At 61.5% G+C, this 18830-nt stretch carries 13 protein-coding genes; 10 read left to right on the top strand and 3 right to left on the bottom strand.

The annotated features are described in order from the left end of the window. Window positions 1–90: 90 nt before the first annotated feature. A complete protein-coding gene (locus tag RAZWK3B_RS00765; RefSeq protein ID WP_007811300.1) occupies window positions 91–3924 on the top strand; it encodes a peroxidase family protein in 3834 nt (1277 codons plus the stop codon). A gap of 137 nt (window positions 3925–4061) precedes the next feature. On the opposite strand, the gene truA is transcribed toward RAZWK3B_RS00765, so the two are convergent. Further along, a complete protein-coding gene (gene truA / locus RAZWK3B_RS00760) occupies window positions 4062–4829 on the bottom strand; it encodes a tRNA pseudouridine(38-40) synthase TruA (protein ID WP_007811298.1) in 768 nt (255 codons plus the stop codon). Between the two features lie 159 nt (window positions 4830–4988). On the opposite strand from truA, the gene RAZWK3B_RS00755 reads away from it, so the two are divergent. From RAZWK3B_RS00755 to RAZWK3B_RS00740, 4 genes are all read left to right on the top strand, one after another. Further along, window positions 4989–6416, top strand: a complete 1428-nt coding sequence (locus RAZWK3B_RS00755; RefSeq protein ID WP_007811294.1) for a YcjX family GTP-binding protein — start codon at window positions 4989–4991, stop codon at window positions 6414–6416. After that, a complete protein-coding gene (locus RAZWK3B_RS21525; RefSeq protein ID WP_232279460.1) occupies window positions 6413–7195 on the top strand; it encodes a GNAT family N-acetyltransferase in 783 nt (260 codons plus the stop codon). The genes RAZWK3B_RS00755 and RAZWK3B_RS21525 overlap by 4 nt, the downstream gene beginning before the upstream one ends. Continuing rightward, entirely contained in the window at window positions 7192–8211 is a 1020-nt protein-coding gene (locus RAZWK3B_RS00745; RefSeq protein WP_007811286.1) for a YcjF family protein, read from the top strand. The genes RAZWK3B_RS21525 and RAZWK3B_RS00745 overlap by 4 nt, the downstream gene beginning before the upstream one ends. A gap of 589 nt (window positions 8212–8800) precedes the next feature. Next, window positions 8801–10492 (top strand): RNA-directed DNA polymerase, encoded by a 1692-nt coding sequence (locus tag RAZWK3B_RS00740; protein ID WP_037294912.1) that lies wholly within the window; start codon window positions 8801–8803, stop codon window positions 10490–10492. 412 nt (window positions 10493–10904) lie between these two features. On the opposite strand, the gene RAZWK3B_RS00730 is transcribed toward RAZWK3B_RS00740, so the two are convergent. Continuing rightward, entirely contained in the window at window positions 10905–11315 is a 411-nt protein-coding gene (locus tag RAZWK3B_RS00730; RefSeq protein WP_007811283.1) for a group III truncated hemoglobin, read from the bottom strand. Between the two features lie 213 nt (window positions 11316–11528). Between RAZWK3B_RS00730 and ileS the strand changes: the two genes are divergently transcribed. The 5 genes from ileS to RAZWK3B_RS00705 all read left to right on the top strand — a co-directional run bounded on the left by ileS (window position 11529) and on the right by RAZWK3B_RS00705 (window position 18133). Next, the gene (gene ileS / locus RAZWK3B_RS00725; protein WP_007811282.1) at window positions 11529–14435 is read left to right on the top strand and encodes an isoleucine--tRNA ligase; all 2907 of its coding nucleotides are present in this window, start codon (window positions 11529–11531) and stop codon (window positions 14433–14435) included. 391 nt (window positions 14436–14826) lie between these two features. After that, window positions 14827–15534, top strand: coding sequence for an ABC transporter permease (locus RAZWK3B_RS00720; protein ID WP_007811280.1), 708 nt, complete (start codon window positions 14827–14829; stop codon window positions 15532–15534). After that, entirely contained in the window at window positions 15527–16303 is a 777-nt protein-coding gene (locus RAZWK3B_RS00715; protein ID WP_007811279.1) for an ABC transporter ATP-binding protein, read from the top strand. Before RAZWK3B_RS00720 ends, RAZWK3B_RS00715 begins: the two co-directional genes overlap by 8 nt. Window positions 16304–16335: 32 nt before the next feature. Then, on the top strand, window positions 16336–17157 hold the full coding sequence (locus tag RAZWK3B_RS00710; RefSeq protein WP_007811278.1) for an ABC transporter substrate-binding protein: 822 nt from the start codon (window positions 16336–16338) through the stop codon (window positions 17155–17157). 79 nt (window positions 17158–17236) lie between these two features. Beyond that, window positions 17237–18133 carry a substrate-binding domain-containing protein gene (locus RAZWK3B_RS00705; protein WP_157132096.1) on the top strand — a complete coding sequence of 299 codons (897 nt, stop codon included), beginning with the start codon at window positions 17237–17239 and terminating at the stop codon, window positions 18131–18133. A gap of 27 nt (window positions 18134–18160) precedes the next feature. Here the strand turns inward: RAZWK3B_RS00705 and RAZWK3B_RS00700 are convergent, their stop codons facing one another. Then, entirely contained in the window at window positions 18161–18820 is a 660-nt protein-coding gene (locus tag RAZWK3B_RS00700; protein ID WP_007811276.1) for a GntR family transcriptional regulator, read from the bottom strand. Between the last annotated feature and the right edge of the window lie 10 nt (window positions 18821–18830).

Below are 18830 nucleotides of genomic sequence, written 5' to 3'. Positions count from 1 at the left end.
ACAACTTCGTCATGACTACACGGTCGATGACGTGGACACGATCCCGGTTCTGGTCCAGTCCGGCACGCTGATGGCGACGCTCTGCGGGGTGTGGCCACTGTCAACGAACAGACCGGCTTGCCGGAAGAAGGGTTCGGGTTCGGTGTGCTGACGCGCGGTGCCACCCTTGTGACGGCAGATGATATCGCCGCCCTCAAGTACATGGTCGGTGCATCCAACGTCGCGCCGATCTTGCCGCCCGAAGCGGGTGAGCCTGCCGACAACGAGCCAGCAGATCTCTTGCAAGAGGTGCGCGATCTTGAAGGTCTGACCAACAATCTCCAGAACGCGGAGATTTCGGGAGGCGCAACCTTGCCCTTCATGCGTGTCACTGAAGCCCGCTATGCTGGCATCGGCGAAGACGGTGCAGGCATCATCAACCCCGTCTTTGATAGGCTTGATACCCGGGATATCTCGAACACCTTGGGCGCTCAGGATCTTGACGCGGCCAAGGCGGCCTCGGCCAACATGTTCATGATGTCCTTTGGTCAGTACTTCGACCACGGCCTGACCTTCATTCCGAAGGGCAGCGGTCCGATGGGTCAAACGCTTGGTCAAATCGAAATCGGTGGGCCTAGCATGGATCGTGGGCCGATGGCCGACAACCCGGCCGACCTGACCCGCGGTAGCGTGATCGGTTATGATGAGGATGGCACGCCGCTGCAGGAAAACATCACCTCGCCGGTGGTTGACCAGAACCAGGTCTATGGCTCGTCCAGCCTGATCGGTCAGTTGCTGCGTGAAAGCGATGGCGAAATGGGTGTCGGCGCACGCATCTTGATGGGTGGCGATGATCCTTCGGCAGCACCGGGCTTCAAGATCTTGTCCACGCTGCGTGAAACGCTCGATCACCACATCGATGCGGGCACCGTGTTCAAGGGTGCGGGTCTTGGTGAAAACGGCATGACGCTGCTCGACTACTACCCGGGCTTGCGTGACGCCGATCGCAACTACGATGCCGCACTGGTGAAAGAGCTTTCTGGCGACTTCATGGATGAGGGCTGGCCGCTTCTGATCGACACCAACCCGTTCATGAACCTGCTCGACCACTTTGTGGGCGGCGATGGGCGCGCGAACGAGAACGTGGGCCTCACCTCGATGCACACGGTTTGGGCACGTAACCACAACTACCACGTGGACCAGATCAACAAACAGGCAGGCCCGGATTTCACCCCCGAACAGCTGTTCCAAGCTGCGCGGATCCTGAACATCGGTGAATATCAGCAGGTTGTGTTCAACGACTTTGCCGATGCCTTGATCGGTGGCTTGCAGGGCTCTGGCCGTCATGGGCACAACGAGTATAACCCGAACGCTGATGCCCGCATCAGCCACGAGTTTGCCGCCGCCGCCTACCGCTTCGGCCATTCCCAGATCGGCGAAACGATGCTGGTCGAAAAGGATGGACAGATGGTTGAGCTGCCCCTGATCGACCTGTTCCTGAACCCGACCAGTGATCCGAATGCCTTCCAGTATGTCGATCGCGAAACAGGTGAATTGGTGACCGGCGAGGCCGCCTTGGCTGCCTTGGCTCAAATGGACTACGTGCCGCAGGATGGGTACGCTCAATACGGCGTGAACAGCATCCTCGGCGGTTTGGTTGCACAGCCCTCGGAAGAGGTTGATCTGCAAGTGGTGGATGCGGTCCGCGACAATCTTGTCCGGGTCAGTGCCGACCTCTTTGCCTTCAACGCTGCACGGGGCCGCGATTTGGGTCTTGGAACCCTCAACCAGGTCAAGGCCGATCTGGCGGCGTCCACCGACCCCTACATCGTGGAAGCGATCGAACAGTCGAACATGAACATGGACCCCTATGCTTCGTGGGATGACTTCCAGTGGCGCAACAACCTGTCGGAAACAGAGATCACCAAGTTCAAGACAGCCTACCCGGATCTGGTTCTGGAAGGTGACGCGATCGCAGCATTCCAGCAGGTCAACCCCGATATCACGCTGATCCCGGGTGAAAACGGTGCGATGATCGTTCAGGGCATCGACCGGGTCGACATGTGGGTCGGCGGTTTGGCAGAACCCCATATCGAGGGTGGCGTCGTGGGTCATACCTTCTGGGTGCTGATCCATGAACAGCTGGACCGTCTGCAGGAAGGCGACCGGTTCTACTACATCGACCGGATCGGCGATCTGCCCGTCTACAACAACTTCATCTCCAACCTCACCTTCGGGGATATCGTGACCCGCAACACCGGGATGACCGATCTGCCGCTGGATGTGTTCAGCTATGTTCCAGAAGTGCCTGAGGGCGCAGCTGCAGATGCTGGAAATCAGCAGATCCAGACCGATCAGAACGCAAATCGGACAGATGATCCTGCGATCGACACAGCGGATACTGAAGGTGGTGGAACCACGACAGATACCGACGTCACAGGCGGCGCGGATGATGAGACCGAGGCCGCAGCTACAGAAGGCAACGCTGAGCCAGATCCCCTGGAGACTGAGGCGAACGCCCTGTCCGAAGGAGCTGTTGAAGGAGGAGTTGACGAAACTGAACAACCCGATGCCGATGTGACAGGTTCAACGCTAGAGCAGTCGGCCGAAGAGGAAGAAACCGAGGAGGATGACGCCACTCAAAACGCTACGGGTGCAGCATCCGGCGGAGAAGACCTGGAGGCCACGTCTTCTGAAACCAATGAGGAAATGCCTGAAGACAATACTTCCATGTCTCCTGACGATGCTGGAGGTGCCGATACAGGCGGCGCGGATGATGAGACCGAAGCCGCAGCTACAGAAGGCGATAATGAGCCAGATCCCCTGGAGACTGAGGTGAACGCCCTGTCCGAAGGAGCTGGCGAAGGTGAAGGCGGCGAGGCTGAACAACCTGATGCCGATGTGACAGGTTCAACGCTAGAGCAGTCGGCCGAAGAGGAAGAAACCGAGGAGGATGACGCCACTCAAAACGCTACGGGTGCAGCATCCGGTGGAGCAGCCCTGGAGGCCGAAGAGGAAGAAACCGAGGAGGATGACGCCACTCAAAACGCTATGGGTGCAGCATCCGGCGGAGCAGACCTGGAGGCCGAAGAGGAAGAAACCGAGGAGGAAATGCCTGAAGACAACACTTCCATGTCTCCTGACACAGACACCTCGGCCGAGGGGATAGTCGAAAGCGACACCGATATGGGCGCCCCCCTGGTCGGCGCGGCAGGCGACGACATCCTCAGCGGGATGGCTGGCGACGACATGCTGGTGGGCAATGCCGGTGACGACATGCTCTTCGGTGGCGAGGGCCGTGACGACATGCTCGGTGGCGATGGCGCCGACATGCTCTCGGGCGGTGCCGGCAGCGACCATATCCTCGGCGGCGACGGCGATGACATGATCATCGGCGGAACCGGCTCGGATATCCTGATGGGCAATGCAGGCGACGACACGTTCCTTGGAACGAATGGCGACTGCAACGACCTCATCTACGGTGGCGAAGGGACGGACACGATCGATATGGCGTCGGTCACCTCCGACCTCACGGTGCGCCTCGGCAATACCGGGACGGATCGTGGCTCGGTCACCACGGAAGAAGGCGGTCGCGACACGATCTGGAGCATCGAGAACTTCGTCGGTGGTGCGGGTGACGACACCATCTTCGCCAGCGACGCGGCCAACGTGCTCGATGGCGGGGATGGCAACGACACCTTTGTGTTCGAAACCGCGGCCAGCGCGCAGGGCGATCACATCAACGGCCTCAACGCCGGCGATGTCCTGCAGTTCGGCACAGGGGCCGACATGTTCGAGCTCACTTGGGGTGACACTGACATGCAGGACGGCTTGTCTTTCTCCGGAGGAGAAGAAGCCGGTACGACCAAGATCAGTGGAACCATCGAGGATGACCAATTCGAACTGACCGTCAGTGGCCGCTTCGACTACGATCAGATCACCTGATCCTCACTCGGATGAAAACACCATCGGCAGCCGGATACCCTCCGGCTGCCGATCTCGTTTTGCGGTTTGCCTTTTGAATGATCCGGGCGCCCCGCCACCTGCCACCCGGCGCGCGTCAGCCTTCAGCCCCCAAGCCCTCAGCTGAACGGATCTTGCGGATAGCCCACGCCCGCCAGATACAAGCCCTGCGGCGGACAGACCGGGCCACAGGCCGCGCGGTCCTTCGCCTCGAGCGCGGTTTTCACATCCTCGGGCGCCCAGCTTCCCGCGCCCACGCGCTCCAGCGTGCCCACGATGCTGCGCACCTGATTGTGCAGAAACGACCTCGCGCTCAGATGAAACCTCAGCTCCGGTCCCCCCAGCCCCTCGGCCTCCTCGATCTCCAGCGCATCCAGCGTCTTGACCGGGCTTTTCGCCTGACAGATCGACGATCGGAACGTGGTGAAATCATGCTTGCCCAGCAGATGCCGTGCCCCCTCTCGCATCGCTGCCACATCTAGGCTCTGGGGGACACGCCAGACGCGCCCCGCCTCCAGCGTCTCTGGCGGACGCCGCATCAGCAACCGGAACAGATAGCGCCGCTCCAGCGCTGAAAATCTGGCGTGCCAATCCTCTGCGACCTGGGCGCAGGCCACCACCGCCACCGGCGCGGGCTTGAGATGATAATTCACCGCCCCCATCAGCTTGAACGGCTCCCAGTCCTTGACCAGATCGCAATGCGCCACCTGCGCCAGCCCATGCACGCCCGCATCCGTGCGCCCGGCCGCCGCGATCTTGTGCGGGCCGGGTTCCAGACGCGCCAGCGCCGCCTCGATCGCGCCTTGCACCGAGGGCTGTTCCGCCTGTCGCTGCCACCCTGCAAAGGGGGCGCCGTCATATTCCACTTTCAACGCATATCTTGGCATGGCCGCCACTTACCCTGCAGATGCTTGCCGAACAATCCCCCCAAACCTGCCCTCTGGCAACCGTCGCGCCTCGCGCCTATCTTGGACGGGCCAGCGACAGGCCAGCGACGGGCCAGCGACGGGCCAGCGACGGGCCAGCAGGCAAGGGGGACCGGGCCTTTGATTATAAACGATATCGCCGAGGGGCTGACGCGCCGGGTCGAGACGGTGACCGACACGCTCTCGGAATCCCTGTTCGAGCCGGTGATCCGTCTTGGCGTCACGGGCCTGTCGCGGGCGGGCAAGACGGTGTTCATCACGTCGCTTGTGGCCAACCTGATGGACCGCGCGCGCATGCCGGGGCTGGTGGCCGCCGCCGATGGCCGGATCTCGGCGGCCTTCCTGCAGCCCCAGCCCGACGACACCGTGCCGCGCTTCGACTACGAGACGCATCTCGCCGCCCTCACCGGCCCCGAGCCGAGCTGGCCAGCCAGCACTCGGGCCGTCTCGGAACTGCGCCTGTCGCTCCGCGTGCGTCCCACCGGGCTTCTGGCCGGGCTGTCGGGGCCGCGCACCGTGCATCTCGACATCGTGGATTATCCCGGAGAATGGCTTCTGGACCTGGCGCTTCTGGACAAGACATATGCCCAATGGTCCGCCGATGTGCTGGACCGCATCGCACCGCGCGCGCAAGCCGCCGACTACCTGCCACTGGCCCAGGCCACCGATGCCGCCGCCCCTTTGGACGAGCCTGTGGCCCAAGCGCTGGCCCGCGCCTTCACCGCCTATCTGACCGCGGCCCGCGCCGCGGGAATCTCGGATTGCACGCCGGGCCGCTTTTTGCTGCCGGGCGATCTGGCCGGCTCTCCGGTGCTCACCTTCGCGCCGCTGCCCAAGCCGGCGGCGCCCGGTCGCAAATCCCTCTGGCACGAGATGGAGCGCCGCTTCGAGGCCTATAAATCCCGTGTCGTCAAACCCTTCTTCCGCGATCATTTCGCCCGGATCGACCGGCAGGTGGTGCTGGTGGATGCCCTCAGCGCGATCCATGATGGCCCCGCCGCCATCGACGACATGCGCCGCGCGATGTCCGACATCCTCTCGGCCTTCCGCCCCGGTCGCAACGCCTTTCTCACCCGCCTGCTGATGGGCCGCCGGGTCGAGCGTATCCTCTTCGCCGCCACCAAGGCCGATCACCTGCACCACTCCCAGCACAAGCGCCTGACCGGGATCATGTCGGCGCTGACCCGCGATGCCCGCGACCGCGCCGATTTCGCCGGCGCCGAGACGCAGTCCATGGCCCTCGCCGCCCTGCGCGCCACCACCGAAGAGACGATCTCGCATCAGGGCGCACCGCTCGATTGCGTGCGCGGCACCCTGCTGAACCCCGATGGCAGCCGCGGCCGACAGGCCGCCTTCCATGCCGGTGATCTGCCCGACGATCCCGCCCGCCTTCTGGCGCCCGCCCGCGAGGGCGCGCAGAAATGGCTCGATGCCGAGTACCGGATCATGCGCTTCGCGCCCGTGCCCCTGTCGCTCAAGCCCGGCGAAGGCCCGCCGCATATCCGGCTCGACCGTGCCGCCCAATTCCTGATCGGCGACCGGCTATGAGACAGGCCGCGCCTCTCGCCTCCCGCCCCGGCCCACCATCCGCCCCTAGCCCTGATCCGCAGGCCGACCCGGCGCCCAATCCGCCATCCGCCCCCCGCCCTGATCCGCAGGCCGACCTGGCGCCCAATCCACCATCCGCCCCCCGCCTTTGTCCGCAGGCCGACCCGACGCCCAGTCCGTCATCCGCCCCGGCGCCCAATCCGCGATCCGCACTGCACACCGGCCAGTCATCCGCGCCGCCGCCCGGTCCACGCGCCGACCCGCCATCTCCCCTGTCTCCCGCTGCCCGGATCAGCCCTCAAATTCAAACCAGCCACCCCCCGAAACCCGCCCATATCGGCCATGCCCCGCATCTTCTGGCGATCCTCTGGGCCTTCACCCGGCACACCCCTTGGCTTCCCCTTGTCCGCTCGCGGCTCACCGATCTGCGGATGATGCTGCAGGTGATCCGCCGGGGCTGGGTGCATGTGGCCTTCGATGAGCAGGGCCCCGCAGGCTTCATTGCCCGCGACGGGCAGTGCATCCATGCGCTCTACATCCATCCGCGCGCCCGTGGCACCGGGCTTGGCCGCACGCTTCTCGATCAGGCCAAGTGCGATCAGCCGCGCCTCATCCTCTGGGTGCTGGCCGCCAACCGCCCCGCGCGTGGCTTTTACGCGCGCCAGGGCTTTGTCGAGGCCGGGCAGGGCAGGGGGCAGGGCAATGACGAAAACCTGCCCGACATCCGCATGGTCTGGCACACCCGCGCCGACACCGGCCGTCAAGGAGACCCGGCATGACCAAACCCAAAGGCCCCATCCTGATCGAGCTCGAGCAGGCCGACACCGCCCCCGGCCCCGACACCGCGCCCCCCGTGCCCGATCCCGACACGCCCGCTCCCGACACGCCGCAGGGCCGCGCCATGCAGACCGCCGCCACCTTGGCCGCGCGCCGCCCCTCGCGCCTGTCGCGGCTCTTCTGGGGGCTGGTGCTGGCGCTCCTCGGGGCGGTCCTGTCGATCACCGCATGGGATTTCGCCACCGGCCTCGTCGCCCGCGCGCCGATCCTCGGCTACGGCGTCACCGCGCTCATCGCCGCTCTCCTTCTCGTGCTTCTCGTCATCGCCCTGCGCGAGCTGGCCGCCTTCTCCCGCCTTGCCCGCATCGACAGCCTGCACCGCGCCTCCCAATCCGCCCTGGCCGAGGATGACCTGACCGCCGCCCGCGCCGTCGTCGCCGATCTCACCCGGCTTTACGCTGCCCGCGATGACACCCGTTGGGGTCGCAACCGCCTGGCCGAGCGTCAGGCCGATCAATTCGACGCCGCAGGCCTTCTGGGCCTGGCCGAGATCGAGCTTCTGGTCCCCCTCGACCGCGCCGCCACCCGCGAGATCGAGGCCGCCGCCCGGCAGGTCGCCACCGTCACGGCACTGGTGCCGCTGGCGATGGCCGATGTGGTGGCGGCGCTCACTGCCAATATCCGCATGATCCGCCGGATCGCCGAGATTTACGGTGGCCGCTCGGGCGTTCTGGGGGGCTGGCGTCTGGCTCGGGCGGTGATGGCTCATCTGGTGGCAACCGGGGCTGTGGCGGTGGGCGACGATCTGATCGGCTCCGTGGCGGGAGGAGGACTGCTCTCCAAAGTATCACGCCGATTCGGTGAAGGTCTGGTTAACGGCGCGCTCACCGCCCGTGTCGGCGTCGCCGCGATGGAGGTCTGCCGCCCCCTCCCCTTCACCCGCGCCCGCCGCCCCTCGGTCTCGGGTCTCGTCAAACGCGCCCTCACGGGTCTCTTCGGCGGGCAGGCCCCCCTCTGACCCATCCCTCTCGTCTCAGGCGCGGCGGGGCGAGGATGGTGGCCGGTCCTGCCACGGCTCGCAAGATGGCCAGCCTTGCGGGCCGCGCCGTGACGCAGCGCACCCCGCCTCGTCGGGCCGCGCTGCGGCGACCCACGGGTTGGCCTATGGCCCTTTATCCCCGCCAAATCCGAATATTCGATTAACGGAGCACCCGGCCTCGCCAAATCGCCGTGCCGGGGGGCGGCCCGGCGATGCGCGGCGGCCTTCGGCCTTTATTCCGCGCTGGGGCCTCTCGACCACCTCTCCGCCACGGCCACTGACCTCGTCACGTTTTGCTCACCGGTGCGTTCGGCGGGCAGGCGGCACCCTGAGTCCTCACTGGCATTCCTTATGTGGAGCGGGGCGCGGTGGTGGGATCGGGTGGGAAGCAGGCTTTCGCTGCGTGATCCGCAAACGGCGACTATACGCAGAAAGCCAAAAGTGCGCATCACAATGGAGATGCATGGAAGGCCACCTCCGATGCAATTGCAGCACAGGTTTCGGCAGGATGTTGATGAAGTGCAAAGGTTGCGCTTAACTACCGTTGGATGATTTGTGGAGTGCCTACGTGTCAAGTAAGACGATACGACAAGCCTTGCTTTCAAAGGGATATTTCCCGAAAGAACTGCCTCCCGTTTTCACTACAGAAGATTTCGGCAGCCTGTCGGAAGATGTATTGACTAGATGGAAATCCGACGGCGTTTTTAAAATTGATGTAAAATCACTCGGCAAGACGCCATGCAAAAAGAAACGTCGAGACGCATACACCTATTTCCTCGAAAGCGCTGAGGCTGAAATTCTCTCAAAGCCCAAGAGGGGATACGAGCGCAGAAATTTGCATATAACGCATCCTATACCTCAAGCTCTCCTGGTTAAGGAAATTTCCGATAATTGGAAAGCAATTCAAAAATGGTTATCCAAACAGGCCTTTTCTTTAGATGAAATAAAGGCCTCCAAGGAATACGAGCGCGGAATAAAAGAGATAAACTTCGGTGCCCACCGGGAAAAATCGTTCTACCTCGAGGCAACAGCGGACTGGCTTGTAAAGACTGATATCACCAGATTTTACCCTTCAATATACACGCATTCCATCCCTTGGGCTGCCTACGGCAAGGAAAGAGTGAAAAGTCGACTGGGCTACTACAAGGGATCATTCGCCGATCGCATCGATGTGTTGGTTCGTGCATGCAACCGAAATCAAACTGTAGGCATACCGATTGGCCCTGAAACTTCCAGAATTATTGCGGAAGTTATCTCCTCTCGCATTGATGCAGATTTTCAAGATCACGAACTCGATCTCGCCGCTCATAGCGTCGATCGGCTGCAAGATGACTGGAGTGTTGGGGCGAAGACCCTTGAAGAAGCCGAAGATGTCATAACATGCATAAGCTCAATATACCGAAGCTACGGCCTTGAAATAAATGGCAGCAAGACCTCTGTTGATCATATTGTTGGATCGAGACGCAAGACATGGATTTCTGAGATAGGAGCCTTCCTCTCACATCGAAGCGGCTCTCTCCGCGGCGCAAGGCTGAGAGAATTCATTGTTCTATCACTCAGGCTACAGTCGGAGTTCCAATCCGAACCAGTCATAAGCTACGCACTTTCGGTGATTGAGCGGACTGGTCTTTTGAATCCGGATATTCGTGAAATCGAAAGCTTTCTCCTGAAAGCGGCGGTCGTCGCACCGAGTTCTATGGACAAAATCTGCAGGATTATTCTCAATCTTGATCACAATTCAGGTGTGTCAGCGGAAAGGATCGGGCAACGTTTCGTGCTGTTGGCTGAGCGAAACCTTGAAAAGGGTCATCACTTTGAGGCTATATGGCTTCTCTATACCTTGCGGGGTCTGAAAAGGCCGTTCAAGTCGGAAAGGCTCTGTGAGCTTTCAGAGACAGCATGTTCCAGCGCCTTGTCTTTGCTTTTACTTGATATGAAGCGAATGAGAATGGGGATCGGCACGCTGCCCAGAAATGAATGGGAATCGCAAATCTCTTCCGATAGTGTCCTTCGAGATTGGTCGTGGCTTCTTGCCTACGAGGCTTTCCGTAAAGGCTGGCTGAACGACAAACACGGGCTTCTGAAAGAGCCCTTCTTTGCCGCCATGGATGTCAATAATATCGTATTCTACGATCCAAAGCGGAATATTTCTACTTCTCGCAGCGCTGTTCGCAAAGCTATCAGCTTGAGGAAGAGACAGTCCTACGAAATGAGGGCCTTCTTCGCGGCAGTCAGAGGCGAAAACTTCGAAGAATATTGATTGAAATATCCCGACTGAGCGCGGCCATGCAGCTCTGTCACTGCGCTGTGTGGGGGGTGGATTTTCGGGCCGGGCTTGAGTGGTTCATCCTGACGATCAAAAGGGTAATTGCCTTGGAGAATGCTTTGCATCGCAAGATGTATTCCGGAGAAGCGGCAGAAAAGAGGTCGTTCAAGACGCACGGGTCGGATGGCATCTCTGGGCCGTAAGCCTATCCCACGAACGACCCCCCAACCCCATCCATCGGGGAAACAAGATCTCCAAAAATCCTGCCCACGCGATGTCTAAATCGCGCCGCCGGGTTGCGACCGTCTCACCTCCAACCCACCGATTTGCGTACGGGATGGACACAAATCCCGGGATCGGACCCGGGGTTCGTCCCAAACGCGCGTAGGGTTCGTACGGATTGTACTCACCTGAGCTTGGGGATTCCGCCGGACAGGGTCCCGCGTTCCACCACGCTCGCGCGCATCGAGCGGCCGATCCGGTGTGCCAGATGCGACCATGCGGCGGCCTTCTCGGGCGTCAATTCGGCCTTCAGGATCGTGTCGAACAGGTCCAGCCAGGTCGAGAACATCCCCGGCTTGACGTTCCCCGCCCGGACATGCACCGCCACCGGATTGCCTGTGTAGCTGCGCTCGTGCAGGATGGAATTTGCCCAGAAATCAACGACTTTCGCCTCATGCGCTGGCCAGTCATCGACATGCGCGGCGAACACCGGCCCCAGTCCGGGATGGGTCCGGGCGGCCGCGTAGAACGCTCTCACGACCCGGTCTATCTCGGGCCGCGTGATCTCGAAGCGCGGAGGCAGGGCGGTGTTCATCCCCCCTATGTGGCCCGCCTGTCGCCGTCGTGCAAGCACCCACTGGACCATTCCCGCCCCCATCCCTATAACCCCACCATGTTGAAAATACCGGCGATCATCTCCCGAATTACCGGCCCGGCGCTCTGACCGATCGGAGTTGCCGGGACTATTGGTGTAAGCCATTGCACCACATACGCTTTTCAGACATCGCTGTGACAGAGGACGCCCCCGATGAGCGCCGAAATGCCCGACTACAAAGACACTTTGAACCTGCCGCAGACCGACTTCCCGATGCGCGCCGGCCTGCCCAAACGCGAACCCGAATGGCTGGAGCGGTGGGAAACCCTCGCCATCTACGACCGCCTCCGCGACCGCGCCGAGGGCCGCGCGCCCTTCACCCTGCATGACGGCCCCCCCTATGCCAACGGCCACCTGCATATCGGCCACGCGCTGAACAAGATCCTCAAGGACATGGTCGTGCGCAGCCAGCAGATGATGGGTCGCGACGCGCGCTACATCCCCGGCTGGGACTGCCACGGCCTGCCGATCGAATGGAAGATCGAGGAGCAGTATCGCGCGAAGGGTAAGAACAAGGACGAGGTCGACGTGGTCGATTTCCGTCAGGAGTGCCGCAAGTTCGCAGAAGGCTGGATCGGTATCCAGCGCGACGAGTTCAAGCGCCTCGGGATCACGGGAAAGTGGGAAAAACCCTATCTTACCATGGACTTCCGTGCCGAACGGATCATCGCCGAGGAGTTCCAGAAATTCCTCATGACAGGGACGCTCTACCAAGGGTCCAAGCCGGTGATGTGGTCGCCCGTGGAAAAGACCGCGCTCGCCGAGGCCGAGGTCGAGTATCATGACAAGGAAAGCTTTACCATCTGGGTGAAGTTCAAGGTGCTGACCAAAGGTGATCTGCAAGGTGCCAATGTCGTCATCTGGACGACGACGCCCTGGACGATCCCGTCCAACAAGGCGGTCGTCTATGGCGACGGTTTTGCCTATGGTCTCTACGAGGTCACCGGCACGCCTGAGGAATGCTGGGCCAATGTGGGCGATCGTTTCATCCTGGCCGACAAGCTGGCCACCGACGTGATGGCCCGCGCCCGGCTGGAAGATGGTATGTGGACCCGTGTCCGTGACGTGACCGCCGATGAGCTGTCGACCCTGTCGCTCGCCCACCCCCTCGCGGGTGCCGATGGCGCCAACGGCGAATGGGACGATCCGCGCGATTTTCGCGCCGCTGATTTCGTGACCGACGAGGAAGGCACCGGCTTTGTCCATTGCGCCCCGTCCCACGGGATGGAGGAGTTTGAGCTTTATCGCGATCTGGGAATGCTGGAACAGGTCATCACCTATAACGTGATGGATGACGGCGGCTTCCGGGCTGACTTGCCGTTTTTCGGCGGCAAATTCATCCTTGACCGCAAGGGCAAGGAAGGAAACGCCAACAAGGCCATCATCGACAAGCTGATCGAGGTGGGAGGCCTTCTGGCACGCGGCAAGATCAAGCATTCCTACCCGCATTCATGGCGCTCCAAAGCGCCGGTGATTTATCGTAACACGCCACAATGGTTCGCCGCCATCGACCGCCCCGTGGGCGACGGGCAGGACACCTACGGCAAGACGATCCGCGAACGCGCGTTGACCTCTATCGACCAGCTGGTGACATGGACGCCGCGGACCGGGCGCAACCGGCTCTATTCGATGATCGAGGCGCGCCCTGACTGGGTTCTCAGCCGCCAGCGTGCCTGGGGTGTGCCGCTGACATGCTTCACCAAAACCGGCGCCATGCCCAATGACCCCGATTATCTGCTGCGTGACGAAAAGGTGAATGCCCGTATCCTCGAGGCGTTTGAGGCCGAAGGTGCGGACGCATGGTACAAGCCCGGCGCCAAGGAGCGGTTCCTAGGCAATGATTACGATCCTGCAGAATGGAGCAAGGTGGATGACATTCTGGATGTCTGGTTCGACAGCGGATCGACCCACGCCTTTGTTCTGCGCGACCGCGAGGACGGGTCCGAGGATGGTCTGGCCGATCTTTATCTTGAAGGCACCGACCAGCATCGCGGCTGGTTCCATTCCTCGATGCTGCAGGCCTGTGGCACCATCGGCCGGGCGCCCTATCGCGGTGTGCTGACCCACGGTTTCACGCTGGACGAGAAGGGCAACAAGATGTCCAAATCGCTCGGCAACACCGTCGCGCCTGAAGAGGTGGTCAAGCAATATGGCGCCGATATCCTTCGGCTTTGGGTGGCGCAGTCGGACTATACGGCAGATCTGCGCATCGGTCCCGAGATCCTCAAGGGGGTTGCCGACGGGTATCGCCGCCTGCGTAATACGATGCGGTTCATGCTGGGCGCCCTGGCGCATTTCGACGAGGCGGACCGCACGGATCTTCAGGACATGCCCGAGCTGGAACGGTGGGTGCTGCACCGCCTGGCCGAATTGGATGAGGTGGTGCGCAAGGGCTATGACGCCTATGATTTCCAGGGCGTGTTCCAGCAGCTTTTCAACTTCGCGACGGTCGAGCTGAGCGCCTTCTATTTCGACATCCGCAAGGACGCGCTCTATTGCGATGGCGACACCGCGCGCCGCCGCGCCGCGCGCACCGTGCTGGATATCCTGTTCCACCGGCTGACCACCTGGCTTGCGCCGGTGCTGGTCTTCACAATGGAAGAGGTCTGGCTGGAACGCTATCCGGGCAACGAGTCCTCGGTGCATTTGACCGATATTCCCGAAACCCCTTCCGAGTGGCGCGATGACGCGCTGGCTGCGAAATGGACCCGTGTCCGTCAGGCCCGCCGCGTGGTGACCGCCGCACTGGAAATCCAGCGGACCGACAAGGTGATCGGTGCCAGCCTGGAAGCGGCACCGGTGGTGCATGTGGACAACCCCGAGATGCTGGCCGCGCTGAAGGCGGTCAACTTCGAGGATGTCTGCATCACCTCGGATATCGTGCTGACCGGTGATCCCGCACCCAACGAGGCGTTCCGCATGCCCGAAGTGGCAGGGCTTGGCGTGGTCTTCGAGCGGGCAATGGGCGAAAAATGCCAGCGCTGCTGGAAAATACTGCCAGATGTGGGCACACACGCCCATACCGGCACCTGCAAGCGCTGCAACGAGGCCTTGGGCTGAGACAAACCGCGCTGCGGGCGTCATCCAAGGCGCCCGCAGCGTGCCTGAACCCGCGAAACGCAGCTTCGTACCGAGCGTCTTGGCGATGCTTTCGCGGTGTGAGAACGGTCAACATCGCGCTGCCGCACGCATCGCTCATTCCGTCGACATCGCGATGCAGTCGCGCCACCACCTCACAATAAACAGGATTGAACATATTCCGGCTCTGTCAGAGGGCATCCGCCTTCTGGCGACTACTGATCAATCGCTGGAATAAAGCGCGCTTGTCGGCGCGATGGCTCTGTCGCCTTCCAAGCGGCGGATCACGTTGGATGTTTCCATACTTGCGGATGGCCGCAATTTTACGTTAAAATTTGTATAATTTCCGGAAAAAGCGGATCGGGAGGTAAATTTGCAGGATTTCAGCGAGGCATTTCGACTGGCTTTGTCGCTTGTTTTCTCAGGCGATTCTGACCTTGTCGAAATCGTTGCGCTTTCCTTGCAGGTGAGCCTGACCGCCACGGCGCTGGCCTGCATCATCGGCCTGCCCCTTGGAGCGCTTGTCGCGATCACCCGGTTTCCGGGGCGCAATGCCGTATTGATCCTGTTCAACGCGCTGATGGGGCTGCCGCCTGTTGTCGTCGGTCTCTTCGTTTATCTGCACCTGTCACGCGCCGGACCTTTGGGCTTTCTTGGGCTGCTTTACACGCCGACGGCCATGATCATCGCGCAGACGATCCTGATCACGCCGATTGTCATGGCGCTGTCGCGGCAGGTGCTCGAAGATCTCAATGCCGAATATTCCGAGCAGTTCCGCTCGCTGGTTCTGTCGCGCTGGCAGCAGGTCAGGGCGCTGATCTGGGATGCGAGGTTTTCGCTCATGACCGTGGGGCTTGCAGGCTTTGGTCGCGCCGTGGCCGAAGTCGGCGCGGTCATGATCGTCGGAGGCAATATCGATCATCTGACCCGGGTCATGACCACGGCGATCGCGCTGGAGACATCCAAAGGTGATCTGGCCTTGGCACTGGCGCTTGGTCTGGTGCTTATGGTGATCGCGCTTGGCGTGAATGCAATGGTCCAATCCCTGCGCATGACGGCTGTGCGCCATGCCTATGCGTGATGTTGCTTTGCATACCGAGATGAGCCGCGAGGCATCCGATGCCGCTGCTTCGCAGATGGTGCCGGACATCCGCGCCTTGACCACGAGCGATCTGAGTTTGACGATCGACCAGAAGCCTTTGATCCGAGACGTGACCCTGTCCTTGTCGCCGGACGGGATCACCATGGTTATGGGGCCGAACGGGGCGGGGAAATCCCTGTTGCTCAGGCTGATCCATGGATTGATCCCGCCAAGTTCGGGGCGTGTTCACTGGGGCGGGCGGACCCTTTCGGATGATCTCAGGCGCGATCAGTCGATGGTGTTTCAGAAACCCGTTGTTCTGCGCAGGTCCGTTGCGGCCAACGTGGATTTTGCGCTGAAGGCACGCGGCGTCCGGGATCCGGCGCGCCGGGATGCGCTTTTGGAACATGTCGGTCTTCTGGATCATGCCCGTCAGCCCGCACGCCTGTTGTCGGGGGGCGAACAGCAAAGGCTTGCGCTGGCGCGTGCCCTGGCGACCGAGCCGAAGGTCATGCTGATGGATGAGCCCACGGCAAGCCTTGATCCTGCATCCGTTCTGAAGATCGAACAGATCGTTCAGGAGGCACGCGCCAAAGGCACCAAGATCATCTTCGTGACCCATGATCTTGGTCAGGCCGGGCGTCTGGCGGACGATGTCATCTTCATGAATCGGGGCCGACTGCACGAATATGGCCCCGCGGACCTGTTCCTGTCCCGACCCGTGACGCAGGAGGCGCGTGACTTCCTGCAGGGCCGGATTGTCGTCTGATCACCACTCAATACCAAAGGGAGACTTATCTCATGACGTTCAAGACACGTATCCTCGCAACCACGGCACTCGTGGCCGGTATCGCCGCTTCAGGCGTGGCGGCGCAGGAGCAGTCGATCATCGTGCAATCCACGACCTCGACGGCAAATTCCGGCCTTTATGATCACTTGCTTCCGGTCTTCACGCAAGAAACGGGCATTGCGGTCAATGTGGTCGCTGTCGGCACGGGACAAGCGATCAAGAACGCAGCAAATTGCGACGGGGATGTCTTGCTGGTCCACGCCAAGTCCGCCGAGGAGAAATTCGTCTCTGACGGTTTCGGGGTGGAACGCTTTGACCTGATGTACAACGATTTCGTCATTGTCGGCCCCGATGAGGATCCGGCCGGCGTGGGCGGGATGCAGGATGTTCAGGCAAGTCTCGAGAAGATCGCGTCCAGCGGTGCGGTCTTTGCCTCGCGCGGCGACGATTCAGGTACACACAAGAAGGAAATGAGCCTCTGGGCCTCTACAGGCGTCGATCCGACGTCGGGATCGGGTGCATGGTATCGGGAAACCGGATCGGGCATGGGGGCCACGCTCAACGTCGCTGTGGGCATGGATGCCTATGCGATGACGGATCGCGCCACCTGGATCAGTTTCGAGAACAAGTCCGACTTCGAGATCCAGGTCGAAGGCGATGAGGATCTCTTCAATCAGTACGGTGTGATCCTGGTCAATCCAGCGAAATGCGAGAACGTGAATGCCGAGGCTGGTCAGGCCTTTGTCGACTGGGTGATCTCGGATGCCGGTCAGACCGCAATCGCGTCGTATCAATTGAATGGTCAGCAGCTCTTTTTCCCCAACGCGGATTAACCGCGAAGACTGACCATTTGGTCTGCGCCGGCACTTGTCGGCGCGGCCATCCTGAGGGATGATCGCACCGGAGATGCCGATGAACGATCACCCCGAGCTGACACAACATGAATTTCTGACCGTGCGCGAACTCGCCGAGTTGCTGCGCATCAAGGAGCGCAAGGTCTATGATCTTGCGGCATCGGGCGATGTGCCGGTGTCGCGTGCGACGGGCAAGCTGCTGTTTCCCCGCCGAGAGATCGAAGCATGGATCGCAAATGCCAGCAGCGGCGGCGCGACCAAAGGCTCCGGACCCAGACCGGCGATCTGTCTTGGCAGTCACGACCCGCTGCTGGAATGGGCGATCCGACAATCGCGCTGTGGGCTGGCGTCCTTCTTCGAAGGAAGTCTGGACGGTCTGAACCGGTTCTGTGCCGACGAGGGTGTTATGGCAGGGCTTCACCTTCATGACGAAGCCAGCGGCGAATGGAACCTGCCACATGTCGCCAACCGCTGTTCGGGCGAGAACGCGGTGCTGGTGTCATGGGCGCGACGATCCAGAGGGCTGGTCCTGCGCCCCGATTTGGATGGGGACGTGACGGGGCTGTTCGATCTGGCGGGGCGTATTTTTATCCCGCGTCAGAAAGATACCGGCACGCAAAGGCTGTTCGAGGCACTTGCGGCAGACGCGGGATTGTCCTTGCAGGATTTGCGCGTCACCGACACGGCGCCAAGTGAAACCGATTCCGTGATCGCCGTGGCCGAAGGGCTTGCAGACGCGACCTTCGGGCTCGAGGCGCTGGCGCGGCAGTACAACCTGCCTTTCGTTCCGGTCATCGAGGAACGCTTTGATCTGCTGGTGGACCGTCGCTCGTGGTTCGAGCCGCAAATGCAACGGCTGCTTGCATTCTGCCGCAGTGACAGTTTCCAGTCCCACGCCGGTCATATGGCGGGATACCGGCTTGAGGATTTGGGTGCGGTGCTCTGGAACGCCTGACCGGGGTGCGCGGATCTGACTGCCGGATCAGCTTTTCACGCGTATCGATGTCAATTTCTGCAGAAGATGATCCCGCATCAACCGGCTGGTGGTTTCTGCGTCGCGGGCGGCGAGGGCCTTTGCGATGGCTTCATGCTCTTCGACCGCGGCGCGCCAGCGCTGTGGGGTGAGGTTCGCCTGGTACCGCGCCCGTTGAACCCGGTGGGCCAGAAGCTCGTGTGACTTGACCAGAGTTTCATTGCCTGAAGCGGCAAGAATTTCCTGATGTATGGCCTGATTGATACGGAAATACCTTGGCCGGTCGGTTTGAGTATAGGATTGGCGCAACTCTTCCGTCATCGCGGTGATCTGCGCCAGTTCGGCATCGCTGGCCACCTGTGCAGTCAGTTCTCCGGCCAAACCCTCAAGTGCCGCGAGAACATGGAAGACTTCGGCAATCTCGGCCTCGCTTTGACGGGTGATGACCGCTCCGCGATGCGGGATCAGTTCCAGCAAGCCTTCGGCGGCCAGCACCTTGAGCGCCTCGCGCAATGGCGTGCGAGAGACGCCAAACTGCGTGGTGAGAGCCTTTTCGTTGATCTTTTCGCCGGGCTGCATGACCCCTTCAAGGATCATCTGCCGCAGCCTGTTGGTGATTTCTACGGCCAGCGCGGTGCGCCCGATCGGATCTGGTTTCAACTGGCTCATTTCGGGCTCT

It is taken from the genome of Roseobacter sp. AzwK-3b, assembly GCF_000170875.1.
Lineage (GTDB): Bacteria > Pseudomonadota > Alphaproteobacteria > Rhodobacterales > Rhodobacteraceae > Roseovarius > Roseovarius litoreus.
Note: the sequence above shows the minus strand (reverse complement) of the source record. Positions and strands in the feature narration are given on the sequence as shown.